Raw genomic sequence first — 14,417 nt, 5'->3', positions numbered from 1 at the left:
CCCATTGTCCCATGGCTCACCCTTCCCTGACAGACCTTTCGCCAGCCAGATTCCTCGCTGCCCTGCCCCTGCTTCTGCTGTGCCTGTTTCCGCCGGCCGCACTGGCCAGTACGGCCGTCAGTCATGCCTTGGGCACCACCGAGGTTCCGGCCTCACCAGAGCGGGTGATGTCCCTGTTCCAGGGTGCCACGGACAGCGCCGTGGCGCTGGGGATCAAGCCGGTGGGCATTGTCGAGTCCTGGATCGAAAAGCCGGTGTACCGATACCTTCGGTCATCCCTGCAGGAGGTGCCGCTGCTTGGCCTGGAGACCCAGCCCGACCTTGAGCGCATTGCCTGGCTGCATCCGGACCTGATTCTCGGTGCGCAAAACCGCCATCAGGATATCTATCCCCTGCTTCAGCGTATTGCGCCCACGGTCATCGCCGAGGACGTCTACGACTTCAAGGCGGTGCTGCGAACCGTCGCCCTCGCCACCGGCAAAACGGAGAAAGGCCAGTGCCTGCTGAACCACTGGCGCAACCGGGTCACGGACTTTCGCGAACGCATTGCCCGCAAGCTGGGCGGGCGCTGGCCGCAGACCGTGGCCATTCTGAGCTTCAGGGCCAACCACGCGCGAATCTACTACGGCGGCTTTGCCAGAACCATTCTGGATGAACTGGGTTTCCAGTCACCGGAGGCTCACCGGCAGGACACCTGGGGCATCAAACTGACCAGCCAGGAAAGCATCCCCACCATGGACGCCCAGGCGATTTTCTATTTCATGCAGGATGAGCCGGCGGTCAAACGGACCTTCGATGACTGGACCGCCCACCCGCTCTGGCAAAACCTGGAGGCCGCCCGCAACGGGCAGGTGTATCGGGTGGACGTGGTGGCCTGGAACATGGGCGCGGGCATCCTGGCGGCCAACCACATGCTTGATGATCTCTACCGCCACTACGGCCTGAGTAATACCCTGCCTGAGGTTCAGGACGCATGCTGAACAACCGATCGCTTCGGATATCCGGTGTACTGGCCGGACTGCTGCTTCTCGCCACCGCGCTGGTGGCGAGCCTGCGCTTTGGTTTCCAGCCGGTCTCGCTGGCCGATGTGGTCAACAGCTTTATCGCCTACGATGGCGGCACGCTGGAACACCTGATCATTCGGTCCGAACGCACGGTGCGCACCATCATTGCCCTGTGTGTGGGCTCGGCCCTGGCGGTGGCCGGCACGCTGATGCAGACCCTCACCCGCAACGCCCTGGCCTCCCCGGGGCTGCTGGGCATCAATGCCGGCGCCCTGTTCCTGGTGGTGATCGGGATCACCCTGTTTTCCCTGAATACCCCCCTGCAACTGATCTGGCTGGCCTTTGCCGGGGCGGCCCTGGCGGCAACGCTGGTGTATTTCCTGGGCCGCGAGACCAGCGGGACGCTCTCGCCCATGCGTACCATCCTCGCGGGCGTTGCCATCACCACACTGTTCGTGTCGGTGTCTCAGGGGCTGCTGATTTTCCACCAGGAACGGCTGGAAACCCTGATGTTCTGGATTGCCGGTTCCGTCTCAGGGCGGGATCTGGACACCGTCTCGGCCATCCTGCCGATGATCGGCGCGGCGCTGTTGCTTTCCCTACTGCTGGCCCGGCAACTGAACCTGCTGGGGCTGGATGACGATGTCATGCAGGGCCTGGGACTGCAGGTTGCCCGGGTCAGAATTCTCTCCGGCCTGCTGGTGGTGGTCCTGGCCGGGGCCTCGGTGGCGATCTCCGGGCTGATCGGTTTTGTCGGCCTGATTGTGCCCCACATCGCCCGGGCCCTGTTTGGCACGGACCACCGCTGGCTGCTGCCCGCCTCGGCGCTGATCGGCGCCATCCTGCTGTTGGTGGCGGATACCCTTGCCCGCCTGATGATTCCGCCACGGGAGATTCCCATCGGCGTGATCACCGCCCTGCTGGGCACGCCCCTGTTCCTGCGCCTGGCCACCCGTGGGAGCACCTCAACATGAATCGTCAGTGGGTTGTGCGCAGCCAGTCAGACCGTTTCTCTGTTCGGGCCAGCACCCGCCTGCTGGCCACCGGCACCGGCCTGAGCCTGTTGCTGCTGGCCAGCGCCCTGTTCTCGCTTTCCGTCGGTAGCTACCCAACGCAGCCGGGGGATCTGCTTCATCTGGTTCTCGGCACTATCGACGATCCGGGCCTCGGGCTAATTTTCCATGAAATCCGCCTGCCCAGGGTGCTGATGGGCATCCTCGTGGGTGCCTCACTGGGAGTCGCCGGTCTGGTCCTGCAGGGCATGGTGGGTAATCCGCTGGCATCGCCGGATGTCATCGGGATCTCCCACGGCGCCGCCGCTGCGGCCGTTCTGGCGCTCTGGTTAACCGGAAGCGCCGGCAACACACCCTGGATGGTGCCGGCGGCCATGGCCGGCGCCCTGTTGGTGGCGGTGGCTCTGGTCGCCCTGGTGTGGCGCGTTGGGATCCGCCCCGCGCGGCTGGTGTTGATTGGCATCGGCCTGGCCGCGGGTTTGTCCGCCCTGACCACGCTGTTGCTGGTCCTGAGCCCGGACGCCACCGCCATGACCGCGTACGTCTGGCTGACGGGCAGCCTGTACGCTACCCGCTGGAACGAAGTCTGGCAACTGGCTCCGATCACCATCGGTGCCGTTGCGGTCATCCTGCTGAATGCCAGGCACCTGGACCTGCATTCACTGGGGGCAGACATGGCGCAGGGGCTGGGTAGCCGGATAACCCGCATGCGCCTGCTGTTCCTGCTGGCCGCGGTGACACTCACCGGCAGTGCTGTGGCCTACGCCGGGGCTCTGGGATTCGTCGGACTGATTGCACCGCACCTGGCCCGGCAACTGGTGCGGGCGGGGCACGCCGGCATGGTGTGGCTCAGTGGCCTGACCGGGGCCCTCCTTCTGGTGTGGGCCGATGTCATCGGCCGAACCCTGTTCCTGCCCCGGGATATGCCGGCCGGCATCTTTATCGCCGGGCTGGGTGCCCCTTTCCTGCTCTACCTGCTATACCGCCTGAAAAAACGCACCGGCTGATACAAAAAAGGCGCCCGTTGCAGGCGCCTTTTCACAGAGACCGACCGATCAGAAGTCGTAGGCGTAGCCTACAGTGACAGTACGGCCACGACCACGGAAGTAGTATTCATCACTGACCCGGGCGGCCTGTGAGTAATACGTGAAGTAGTCTTCGTCCAGCAGGTTTTCAATACCCAGGGAGAACGCCCCGACCCGGCTCTGATAGGCGAGAGAACCGTCCAGAAGACCGTAGCCGTCGAAATCCAGCTCGTCGTCATCCACGTCCCGGTTCATGTACTGGGTGTACCTCAGGTGGCTGGACAGGTTCGGTGTCCAGGCCGCAGACCAGGTGGCACGGACCGTCTCGGGAGCGATGTTGATGCCGGTCAGATCCTGGTCGACCCGGCCGTCACCGTCCGTGTCGGATTCGCCGCTGGCGTAGGTGTAGCTCAGTCCCAGACGATGGCGGTCCGTCACATCGGCCTTGGCGACCACTTCCCAGCCGTGGATTTCAGTTTTCTCCCGGCTGCCTACCCAGACACCGTTCTCCTCGGTCAGGCGTTCGCCAAAGTCGGAATCCGATTCATAGTAGCTGACTTCCACCTGATAACGGTCCCAGTTGAAGCGTGCGCCCACTTCCCGGTTATCAGTGACAATGGGCTGCAGTTGCAGCAGGGTGTCCACGTCCTGCCCCGGATCACCAATGCCCCGCAGAACACGACCGACATCAGGCATGCCGAAGCCTTCGGAATAATTGGCGTATACCTGCGCGGCCTCGGTTACCTGGTAGACAACCCCGGCGTTTGCCAGCGTTTCACTGAAGTCGGGCTTGCCACCGCCGACCCTGACGTTGTCCTGGGTTATGTTACTGCGATCGATGGTGCTGTAGCTGTCGACCTTCAGCTCCGCCTCTTCCTGGCGAAGTCCGCCATGGATGGACAAAGCATCGGTGATGAACACGTCGCCCTGAAGGAAGGCGGCAATGTTGCGGAACTGGGATTCCGGCACGTAGGTCCGCCCGGTTTTGACCAGTTTCTGGCTGGTTTCGTCCTGCAACAGGTCCAGGCCTGTGGTCAGGGTCAGGTGGTCATCAAACAGGCCGGCGCGGGTCAGCGTGAACTTGGCGCCCAGCTTGTCGGATTCATTGCGGGTCTGATCGAACTGGTTGTTGCCATTGCCATCCACGTACGGGAAGTACGGCGTTATGCCGAAACGGGCACGGAATTCCTGCCGGTACAGTTGGGCATCCACCCGGTTGCCCAGCCAGTCGTCGTGGGTATAGGACAGCCGGGCGGTGGTCACTTCGTTAAAACCGGGAGCGCCATCGGGATCGCCCCGCCTTGCGGTGGTTGGCACACCATTGTCCCGGTCCCCGACAACCGGCACGTAATCGCCATTGCCTTCCAGGTCGAAATGGTTCACGAAGAGCTCAATGTTCTGGTTGTCATCCAGCCAGTAGCCAACCTTGGCAAGCACGTCGTAACTCTCGGAATTCTGGATTTCGCCGGGGTAGGCAATGCCAATGCGCTCATCCTTGCCATCGTAATAGACCCCGCGTTCCTGGTAGGTCAGGCCCGCCAGGTACTCCCAGCTTCCTTTCTGGCCACTCAAACGGTAGCCCAGCTTGTAGCCCTGGCCATCGGTGGAGACGTCGTCATCCGTGGTGGCGCTGGCAGAGACCGACTGGTTCATCTGCCCGCCTTCCGGTTTGCGGGTGACAAAGTTGATGATGCCGCCGGTCGCCCCCAGACCATGCTCGGCACTGGCGCCGTGAATCACTTCGATTTTTTCCACCATGGAAAAGTCGATGGTGTAACTGTCCCGGGCACTGTCACGCAGCGGGTTGGTCTGAGGCACGCCGTCAATCATGAACAGCGGGGCCCGGCCACGGAAACTTTCACCGGCGTTGGTCAGTTTCTGTCGGCCCGGCGAGTAGGAGGGAATCAGGTTGCCAAGCACCTGGCCGGGATCGTTATTGATCGCCAGTTGCTGCTCGATTTCCTCGCGGGTGATGATGGTGACTTTCTGAGGCGTCTTGTCGGCCGTGGCCTGGTTACGGGTTGCCGTGACCACCAGCTCCTGGAGTGTGGATGCGCCCTCAGACTGCGGAGTCTGGGCAAGCGCCACGGGTGCAATCATAGAAGCGCCGGCCAGAAGAAACGGGCTCAGGGGGGATTTGTGCATGGATATGGCTCATTGCTCGATGGGTTAACAGCTTGTAGGCGCCAGAAGAGGCAAAGCCGAACGAATACCAAACAATAATGATTTTCGTTTAATATTTCAATATTTGGCCATCCCTGCGGTGAGGCCAGTACGAGGTTCCATCACACGCCAACAGCCTCCCATAAAAAAAGCCCCTGTCGGCAGGGGCTTTGTCATAGATGTGTGATCACCTGACTCTCGAGTGCCAGCCCGCCATCAGGCGGAACCGTGGGGAGCCGGCGGCGCCCCCAGAATATCCAGCCCGGTGCCGAGCTTGCGTTCAATCGCCCGCCCAACCTCAAGGAGGAAGGACTCCTCGTTAGCCCCTCCGATCACCTGGAGGCCAACAGGCATTCCCGCCCGGTCACGGCCAACGGGCATGGTCAGAGCACTCAGGCCCAGGAAGTTGGCAACCACCGTATTCCGCAAAGCCAGCATGTTGCTCTTCTTGTATTCGCCCTCCGCTTCGAGATCAGATAACGCCGGCGGCGTAATGGCGACGGTCGGTGTCAGGATGGCATCCACCTTGTCCACGTATGGCCGGGCCTCTTCAGACAGGCGCTCGATCATCTGGCGACGGTGTACGTACTCCCAGGCCGGGATGTTCTCCGCCTCTTCCACCCGCAGCGCCACATTCCGGTCCAGCCGGTTTATAAGCCCCGTGTCTTCCGTGTGGAGGAACGACGCCAGCTCGGCTGCCGCGACGCCTCCACGCTGGAACAGCTCGAACACTTCCTCTGCCCCGGGCAGATCCAGTGTTACGATCCGTGCCCCCGCAGATTCCAGGGACCGGATGGCCGTTTCAACAGTCTCGGCGATGCCCGGACTGCAGCTTTCCCAGAAATAGCATTCCGGCACCCCGAAGGTGAGGTCCGCAAGATCAAGGTCAAAGGCATTCCCGCGCCCCGCCTTTCTTCCTTTCGGGTCCATCGCCTCAAAGGCGAAGGCGAGATCATCCACACGAAACGCCATCAACCCGGGCGTATCCAGGGTTGGTGACAGCGGCACAATCTGGTCAATCGGCCAACGGCCGGCTGTCAGCTTCAGGCCTGCGACACCGGTCATGGCCGCCGGTATGCGTATGGAGCCTGCCGTGTCGGACCCCAATGCCAGGCTTGCGGTACCCCCCACCAGCGACACCCCGGCACCGGAACTGGACCCCCCGGGAGCCCGCTGGCGAAGTTCATCCCAGGGATTGCGCGGCGCGCCCCAGTGGGCGTTGGTACCCAGGCCACCAAAAGCCAGCTCCACGGTATGGGTTTTACCCATCAACGACGGCAACTGTGACAGCAGGGTCTCAACCACCGGCCCGGCCTTTTGCCACTTCTCCGGGAGGCGCTCTGAGGCTCCGGCATAGATTGGGAAGCCGGGCACACCGTAGTTGTCCTTGATCGACACCGCACAGCCCATCAGCGGGCCGGCATCGCCTCCATTGGCGAGCACGGAGTCGACGGCAGTCGCGTTGGCCACCGCGCCGTCACCGTTCCAGGTGATGTAGGCATTATCGTGCCCGCCCCGTCTCTGATGAGCATCAACGGCCGCATCAACAACCGTGCGGGCACTGAGACGGCCATCGCGTAGCCGTGAATGCTGCTCACGCAGGGGCAGCAGCAAAGGCGAATCAGCCATATAAGTTTCCATAGTTCAGTAAATGAGGGAGGGCAGCCAGGTACTCAGCCAGGGCACATAGGTAATCACTACGAGCGCGACCATCATCAGCGCGATCAGTGGCAGACAGGCCCGGAAAACTTCCTTGAGCGACATCTTCGAGATCGACATGGCCACAAAGAGGTTGAGCCCCACCGGCGGCGTAATCATGCCCACCGAGAAGTTGATCAGGGTAATCACACCAAAATGCACCGGGTCCACACCCACCTGGGCCGCAATCGGCTGTAGCAGAGGCGACAGGACGATGATCGCTGACGCGCTGTCCAGGAAGAAGCCGGCAACCACCATGACAAAGTTGAACAGGGCCATCACCTGCAGCGGCTCGTCAGTTACCGACAGCACCTCACTGGCCAGCTGTGTCGGCGTACCGGAAATCGCCAGCAGCCAGGAGAACGCCGATGCCCCGGCGGTGATCAACAGCAGGGTCGACGAGGTCAGACCGGCGCTTCGCAAGGTCGCCACGAGCTCGGGCAGCCGAATGGTGCGATAGACAAACACGCCGATCAGCAGGCCATAGACACAGGCCACAGCCGCCGACTCGGTGGGCGTGAACACACCGCTGTAGATGCCACCCAGCAGGATCACCGGCAGCCCCAGCCCGAGCCCTGCCGAGCGGAAGGCGCGGCCAATCTCAGCCAGCTTCGGGAACGGTGCCCGGTCGTATTTCTTGAACGAGGCGTAGATGATGCAATAGGCGATGAGCAGAGCCGCGATAAACAGCGCGGGCAACAGGCCGGCGGCAAACAGTTTGCCGACGGAGGTTCCGGTCACCGAGCCATAGATAATCAGGGCAATACTGGGCGGTACAATCGGGCCAAGCGTTCCGGCCGTGGCGATCAGGCCAATGCTGAAATGCTTGCTGTAGCCCGCGGCCACCAGGGCCGGGAACATGATCGAACCGATGGCCACAACCGTGGCCGGGCTGGAGCCTGAGATGGAGCCAAACAGCAGGCAGGACAACACCGTTGCCGCGCCCAGGCCACCCGGCACCCAGCCAACCAGTACCTTCGCCAGGTCAATCAGGCGGTCAGACAGCCCACCAATACGCATCAGCTCGGCGGCGAGTATGAAAAACGGAATCGCCATCAGCGAAAAGTTGTTCATACCGGTGAACATTCGCATCGGCACGATGACACCACTGGTGCCACTGAAAAACTCGATCGCGATGAATACCGAGAGCGCAAGCGCGGCGAAAATGGGCAGCCCCAGGAGGAGCACCGCAAAGAATGCGGGCAGTAATGCTGAAATCATGGAAATCCCTACCCTTTACGCAAAGTTGTCAACGTCAGTCGCCAGCTCTTCCGAGTGGCTGACGGGTGGCCGGCTCCAGACATCCTTGACCAGCCCGAGGTAACGGATCATCAGCAGCACCCCCGACAGGCCAATGGGCAGGTAGAACCACGCAACCGGGAATCGCAGGGCGGAGGACAGCTGGCCGCGATCCAGTGCCGAGAAGAAAAGCTGAAAGCCGAAATAGATCAGGAACCCGGCAAACACCATTCCCAGGACACAGGCGATGATATGCAGCCAGCGGTTAACCGCAGGAGGCACCATGGCGTTGAGAACATCCACGGAGATATGGGCTCCGTGGCGAACACCCATACTGGCGCCCACGAAGCTCATACAGATGATGGAGTAGATAACGACTTCCTCAGCCCAGAACAGAGAGCTGTTGAAGCCGTAGCGATAGACAACCTGGACAACGGTAATGACGGTCGCGATCGACATGAACGCGACCATCGCAAAGCCTTCCAGCCAGTCAATCAAGCTATTAAGAGCTTTGAGCACAACGGGCCTCTCGAGACTTAGTAGTCAATGCCGACAACGTCGTAGACTTTGTGGAGGAGTTCCGGCGTAACAATGTCCTTGTACTCCTCGTGCACGGGCATGCTCGCTTCCACGAAGGCAGCCTTCTCTTCTTCGGTCAGGCGATTGATTGCGATCTCACCCTCAATCTCATCGAGAATTCTTTTCTCGTCGCGAACAGTCAGCTCACGGGCCAGGTCCCTGGCGTTGTCAAAGGCGGTGCGCATGACGTCCTGAAGATCAGCCGGCAGGGATTCCCAGACGTTCCGGTTAACGATGGCGGCATAACCGTGGTAGGCGTGGCTGGTCAGGGACAGGTAGTCCTGAACCTCGTAAAAGCGCATGGTGTAGATATTCGCCAGCGGGTTTTCCTGGCCTTCCACAACACCCTGCTGCAGCCCGTTGTAGACTTCCGCGAACGCCATGGCCGTGGCATTTGCCCCGTAGTTCTCGTAGGTCGAGATAATGATCGGAGACTGCATGGTGCGCATGCGGATGCCGCTGAGGTCTTCCGGGCTGCTGATCGGGCGGATGTTGTTGGTCATGTGGCGGAAGCCGGCACCCCAGAAATTGACGCCGTAAACACTGTCGTCATTCAGGGTGTCCAGGATTTCACGGCCAACGTCGCCGTCCAGCACTTCCATCATGGTTTCCCGGTCGGAGAGCAGGAAGGGAAGATCCAGGATCTGCATCCTTGGCTCAAAGTTGCCCAGGGTGGCTGTCGGAGGAATGCCGATATCCACCAGCCCCATCTGGATCTGTTCAATGATTTCAACATCACCACCGACCTGGGCCGCCGGAAGTACGTTGATTTCAATGGCCCCGTCGGAGTTCTTCTCGACCTCTTCCTTGAAGTGCAGTGCTGCCTGGCCATTGGGGGTGTCCTCGACCAGTACGTGAGCAAAGGTCAGTGTGTAATCTGCGGCATAAGCCGGCAGGGAACTGACCGCAGCTGACAGGGTCACTGCGCCCAGGAAGGCCTTGAAACGAAAATTCGTCATGTCATCACCTTTTGCGTTAATACGTTGCTTAATCCGTTTTTTGCGATTGGATGCTCACGGGAACCCGACAGGAACTGACAGCCGGATTCTCTCCATTCGACATTTTTAATAGTTGTGCGCGACAACCCCGGATCAGTTTCAAAGCTCACACTGACCGGCGTCGACAGGAGAGATGCTAGTTGATCGTGCGGGATCTAGGGATAGAACTTTTCTTTGCTCAGCTGTAAAAAAATTTACAGGCGTTTCTGCTACTGGGCGGGGCTGCTCAGGAACAGGGATTGCTCCCGGGCGAAGGCATCGACGATAAAATTCCAGACCTTTAACAGACCATCAAAACGGTGCAGATCCCGGTTGGTGGATATCCAGTAGTGGCGGAGAAAAGCGATCTCGGGCAGGACCCTGACCAGGCCGGCCTCGTTCTTTGCCATGTACTCCGGCAGTATCGAAAGCCCGACACCCTCCTTCGCGGCCTCCATCTGTGCGCGAATGGTGGTGCTCTGAAACGCAAAGTTCAGGTTCTCGGACAGTTCGTGATGGTAGCGAAGCTCATCCGAGAACAGGATGTTGTCGACATAACCTATCCAGGGGTGGGACTCCAGTTGTTCCCTCTGGCAAACAGGACCATACCTGGCCATATAGTCGGGACTGGCATAGATCCCCAGATGGTAATCCGTCAGCACCTGACGAATGACATTCTCGCCTTTGGGCTTCTCGAGGGTAATGCTGATGTCCGCCCGGCGGCTGGTCACGGTTGTGGTCTTGGGCAGGGAGATGAAATCGATATCCAGGGTCTGGTCCTTGAGCCAGCGGGCAACCCGGGTGGCCAGAAAGTTATCGCCCACCCCCTCGGTAACGCCGATGCGCACCTTCGGACGGGTATGTTCATCCACCTTGGCCTCTTCCAGACCCAGTCGCAGAACATGCTCCAGTTCATCCGCGTGCCGGTAAAAAATGACGCCGGATTTGGTCAGCTCAAAACCATTGCGGTTCTGGATGAACAGTTTGAACCCGAGGGTCTCCTCCAGTGACGCGATTCTGTTGGCGACCGTCACATGACTGGTTCCCAGATGGGCTGCGGCTTTGGACAGCCGCCGGAAACGGGCCAGGGTGATGAAGAACTTCACGTCATTCCAATTCACGCCGTGCAAATTCACTTCATTTGCCATAGTTCACCCAAGCTGGAAAATCCGGAGTCGGCCTGCTCATGGGCGCAAATACGCAACCTGGCAGGAAAGTACCGCAAACTGATAGCCGCACCGGCGAATCTTTACATACATTGGGCTCCAAGCCCATTCCCTGGAACGCGGATCAGCACCCGACTTCGTTACCCCCATTTCACCCCTCTTTCATGAAGTTGCAGCCTGTTCACGTTAAAGTGGTGGAATAATCTGACTCTCAGGCCCATAGGCACACAATGAATCAGCCCAACGATCCACAAAGTTTTGAGGAATTGCTGACCCGCATCCGTGACCGAACGGACGGCATGGAGCAGGTGTCCGTGGGCGATGTGCTGTGCGCGGTGGGCGAACGCTCCTTCGGGCCGGTGGTGCTGGTGGCGGGGCTGATCACCCTGGCCCCGTTGATTGGCGACATCCCCGGCGTGCCCACGCTGCTGGGCCTGCTGGTTCTGCTGACGCTGGGCCAGCTCATGTTCCAGCGCAACAACATCTGGATTCCTTCCAAGCTTTCGAACCGGAAAATCTCCCGGGGCAAACTGGTCAAGGGACTGGAGTGGATGGACAAGCCGGCCCGGTTCATGGACCGCTGGACCGGAGCACGCCTGTGCTGGCTGGTCCGCGGCCCGGGTCAGTATGTGATGGCGCTCATCTGCATGCTCGTCGCACTGGCCATGCCACTGATGGAGCTGATTCCATTCAGTGCCAACGGCGGCGGCCTGGCACTGATGGCGTTCGGCCTGGCGATCGTCGCCCGGGACGGACTGCTGGCCCTGATCGCCATGGCTTCAACGGCGGGAACCGCCTGGTTTATCGCCGCGAATTCGCCCTGGTGAGGCCCCACCTTTCAAGAACCCCCGCAAAGCGGCTACTATAAAAGGCTGTCAACATACCGAACTGCCCTGTGTGGTCGCTGCCCTGATCGCGGCCAGTCAACCGGGCACCATTGCGGCACCGTTGTTCCTGAAAGGATAAGTCTATGTCGAGCAAAGCGAAACAGACCCAGAAGCTCCTGTTATTCCGGTTGTCCGGATCGCGGCTGTTCGGCCTGGGCACCCTGAAAATCCGGGAGATCCTTCCATTTCAGCGCCTGACGCACCTGCCCCAGAGCCACCGGGCGGTGATTGGCACCGCGACGTTCCGGGGTTCGGCCGTCCCGGTGATCGACATGGCAGCGGCTGTCGGCTACCCGCCAATGACCCAGGAGGAGCTGGAACAAGGCTCGATCATTATTACCGACATCCAGCGCAAGGAAATCGGGTTTGCGGTGCGCAGCGTCAACCGCATTGTCGAAACCGACTGGAAGAGCGTGATGCCACCGCCCAAGGCCCTTGGCAGTAACGCCTTCATCACCGGCCTGCTGGAAACCGACGACGAGATCATTCAGTTGCTGGATGTGGAACTGCTGATTGCCCGGGTGTATCCGGAATCTCTGGACGCCCAGGAAGTCATGCTGACCGATGTGGAAGGGGAAACCCTCAAAGAACTGAATATCCTGCTGGTGGATGACTCCGTGGTGGCACGCAAACAGCTGAGCGATGTCCTCGACAGCAAGGACATCACCTACCACGTGACCAGCAATGGCAACGAAGCCATGCAGGTATTGCTGGATGAAAACCGCAAGGGCCGGCCTATCAACATCCTGGTGAGCGACATCGAAATGCCCGGTCTTGACGGCTATGAACTGGCCTTCAACGTGCGTGACGACAACGCCCTGCCCCAGCCCTACATCATCCTGCATACCTCACTGAACAGTGAGATGAGCCTGAGCTACGCCAACCAGGTCGGCGCCAACGAGGCGCTGACCAAGTTCGACGCCAACGAGCTTCTGCACGCCATGCTGCGGGGCGCCCAGGGCGGGCATCAGTCGTAACCCGCCCCGGGGATCACTGAAGCCGGCAGGTCAGCTCCGCCAGCTCTTCATCAAACACCCGGTGATTTTCACTGTAGTCCACCGGCACCTCCACCAGATGCACACCTCCGGCATCCAGAGCCTTCCGGAGCGTTGACTCCAGGTCCCCGGTGCCGGTCACCCGGTGGCCGGTGGCGCCGTAGGACTGGGCGTAGGTGACAAAGTCCGGGTTGCGGTAGTCCAGCCCGAAATCGGGATAGCCTTCCTGACCCTGCTTCCACTTGATCATGCCATAGGCACTGTCGTTGATGATCAACACCACCAGATCCAGCTCCAGGCGCACGGCGGTTTCCAGCTCCTGACTGTTCATCATGAAGCCGCCATCACCGCAGATCGACATGACCTTGAGCTGCGGATACAGCATCGCCGCCATCATGCCACTGGGCAGGCCGGCCCCCATGGAAGCCAGGGCGTTATCGAGCAGTACGGTATTGTTGTCGTAAGCCCGGTAATTGCGGGCAAACCAGAGTTTGTACATGCCATTGTCGAGAGCGATGATGCCGTCTTCCGGCATCACCCGGCGAACGTCGCGGACAATCCGCTGGGGGATCACCGGGAAGCGGTCGTCATCAGCCCGTGACTCGAGATGATGGTCCGCGGCCTGCTTTACTTCCATCAAGCCGGCAAAATCGTGGTTGGCACACTGGCCGCAGTTATCCGCCAGATATTCCACGCTGTTGGCGATGTCCCCCACCACCTCATGGTGCGGGAAGTACACCGGGTCCACATCGGCGCCACTGAAGTTGATGTGAATGACCTTCTTGCCACCCGGCGTCATGAAGAACGGCGGTTTTTCCACCACGTCATGACCCACATTGATCACCAGGTCGGCGCGGTCGATGGCGCAGTGCACAAAATCACCGGCCGAAAGCGCCGCGTTGCCGATATAGCAGGGATGCCGTTCGTCAATAACGCCTTTGCCCATCTGGGTGGTGAAAAACGGGACACCGGTGACATCCACCAGTCGCAGCAGCGCTTTGGAGACCCGCTTGCGATTGGCGCCAGCCCCGATCATCAGCAGTGGATGGCGCGCCTTGCGAAGCATGTCGCAGGCCATTTCCAGGCTTTTGCTGCTGGCCGTGGGGCGCCGGGCATCACTGGGGGTGAAGATATGGGCGTCCGCCTCGGGCTCCTCATCGGCGATGTCTTCAGGCAGTTCCAGATGCACAGCACCCGGCCGCTCCTCGGAAGCCAGACGGAAGGCTTCCCGCAACTTCGCCGGTATGGTGTTGGCGTTGCTGATCTGCCGGGTGAACTTGGTGAGTGGCCGCATCAGGTCCACCACATCGAGAATCTGGAACAACCCCTGCTTGGAGGATTTGATGGGCTTCTGCCCGGAGATCATCATCATCGGCATGCCACCCAGTTGAGCATAGGCCGCAGCCGTGACCAGATTGGTGGCGCCAGGGCCCAGGGTTGAGAGGCAGACACCCACTTTGCCGGTCAGTCGGCCATAGGTGGCAGCCATAAAACCGGCTGCCTGCTCGTGGCGATTGATCACCAGCTGAATGCTGGAATTGCGAAGGGCCTCCAGAAACGCCAGGTTCTCTTCCCCGGGCACCGCAAAAATATACTGTACGCCTTCGTTTTCCAGTGCCCGGACAAAAAGCTCCGCGCCGTTGTGAACCTGCGGCTGGGCTTCGCTCATAA

At 60.5% G+C, this 14,417-nt stretch carries 12 protein-coding genes; 5 read left to right on the top strand and 7 right to left on the bottom strand.

The window, feature by feature from the left end:
- The first annotated feature begins 11 nt into the window (after positions 1-11).
- From HNR38_RS01745 to HNR38_RS01735, 3 genes are read left to right on the top strand one after another with little or no spacing between them, the layout of a single operon-like run.
- The gene (locus tag HNR38_RS01745; RefSeq protein ID WP_183699143.1) at positions 12-980 is read left to right on the top strand and encodes an ABC transporter substrate-binding protein; all 969 of its coding nucleotides are present in this window, start codon (positions 12-14) and stop codon (positions 978-980) included.
- Positions 974-1,978, top strand: a complete 1,005-nt coding sequence (locus HNR38_RS01740; RefSeq protein WP_183699141.1) for a FecCD family ABC transporter permease — start codon at positions 974-976, stop codon at positions 1,976-1,978. The genes HNR38_RS01745 and HNR38_RS01740 overlap by 7 nt, the downstream gene beginning before the upstream one ends.
- Positions 1,975-3,024 (top strand): FecCD family ABC transporter permease, encoded by a 1,050-nt coding sequence (locus HNR38_RS01735; RefSeq protein WP_183699139.1) that lies wholly within the window; start codon positions 1,975-1,977, stop codon positions 3,022-3,024. The genes HNR38_RS01740 and HNR38_RS01735 overlap by 4 nt, the downstream gene beginning before the upstream one ends.
- Positions 3,025-3,072: 48 nt before the next feature.
- Here HNR38_RS01735 and HNR38_RS01730 read toward each other — a convergent pair whose 3' ends face one another.
- From HNR38_RS01730 to HNR38_RS01705, 6 genes are all read right to left on the bottom strand, one after another.
- Positions 3,073-5,187, bottom strand: a complete 2,115-nt coding sequence (locus tag HNR38_RS01730) for a TonB-dependent receptor (RefSeq protein ID WP_183699137.1) — start codon at positions 5,185-5,187, stop codon at positions 3,073-3,075.
- 234 nt (positions 5,188-5,421) lie between these two features.
- The gene (locus tag HNR38_RS01725; protein ID WP_183699135.1) at positions 5,422-6,834 is read right to left on the bottom strand and encodes an amidase; all 1,413 of its coding nucleotides are present in this window, start codon (positions 6,832-6,834) and stop codon (positions 5,422-5,424) included.
- 15 nt (positions 6,835-6,849) lie between these two features.
- Positions 6,850-8,124: a TRAP transporter large permease gene (locus tag HNR38_RS01720; protein ID WP_183699133.1), complete on the bottom strand. Its 1,275-nt coding sequence runs from the start codon at positions 8,122-8,124 to the stop codon at positions 6,850-6,852.
- Between the two features lie 15 nt (positions 8,125-8,139).
- Positions 8,140-8,661 carry a TRAP transporter small permease subunit gene (locus tag HNR38_RS01715; protein WP_183699131.1) on the bottom strand — a complete coding sequence of 174 codons (522 nt, stop codon included), beginning with the start codon at positions 8,659-8,661 and terminating at the stop codon, positions 8,140-8,142.
- Between the two features lie 17 nt (positions 8,662-8,678).
- Positions 8,679-9,680 carry a TRAP transporter substrate-binding protein gene (locus HNR38_RS01710; RefSeq protein ID WP_183699129.1) on the bottom strand — a complete coding sequence of 334 codons (1,002 nt, stop codon included), beginning with the start codon at positions 9,678-9,680 and terminating at the stop codon, positions 8,679-8,681.
- 248 nt (positions 9,681-9,928) lie between these two features.
- Positions 9,929-10,819 carry a LysR substrate-binding domain-containing protein gene (locus HNR38_RS01705; RefSeq protein WP_183699127.1) on the bottom strand — a complete coding sequence of 297 codons (891 nt, stop codon included), beginning with the start codon at positions 10,817-10,819 and terminating at the stop codon, positions 9,929-9,931.
- A 275-nt stretch (positions 10,820-11,094) separates the two neighbouring features.
- On the opposite strand from HNR38_RS01705, the gene HNR38_RS01700 reads away from it, so the two are divergent.
- The gene (locus HNR38_RS01700) at positions 11,095-11,691 is read left to right on the top strand and encodes an exopolysaccharide biosynthesis protein (RefSeq protein ID WP_183699125.1); all 597 of its coding nucleotides are present in this window, start codon (positions 11,095-11,097) and stop codon (positions 11,689-11,691) included.
- Between the two features lie 143 nt (positions 11,692-11,834).
- The gene (locus HNR38_RS01695; protein WP_183699123.1) at positions 11,835-12,728 is read left to right on the top strand and encodes a chemotaxis protein; all 894 of its coding nucleotides are present in this window, start codon (positions 11,835-11,837) and stop codon (positions 12,726-12,728) included.
- A 13-nt stretch (positions 12,729-12,741) separates the two neighbouring features.
- On the opposite strand, the gene HNR38_RS01690 is transcribed toward HNR38_RS01695, so the two are convergent.
- Positions 12,742-14,415 carry an acetolactate synthase large subunit gene (locus tag HNR38_RS01690; RefSeq protein WP_183699121.1) on the bottom strand — a complete coding sequence of 558 codons (1,674 nt, stop codon included), beginning with the start codon at positions 14,413-14,415 and terminating at the stop codon, positions 12,742-12,744.
- Positions 14,416-14,417 lie beyond the last annotated feature (2 nt).

Origin of the sequence: Marinobacter oulmenensis (assembly GCF_014201735.1) — a bacterium.
GTDB lineage: Bacteria > Pseudomonadota > Gammaproteobacteria > Pseudomonadales > Oleiphilaceae > Marinobacter > Marinobacter oulmenensis.
The sequence above is the reverse complement of the archived record's forward strand: the minus strand, read 5'-3'. Positions and strand labels throughout refer to the sequence as shown.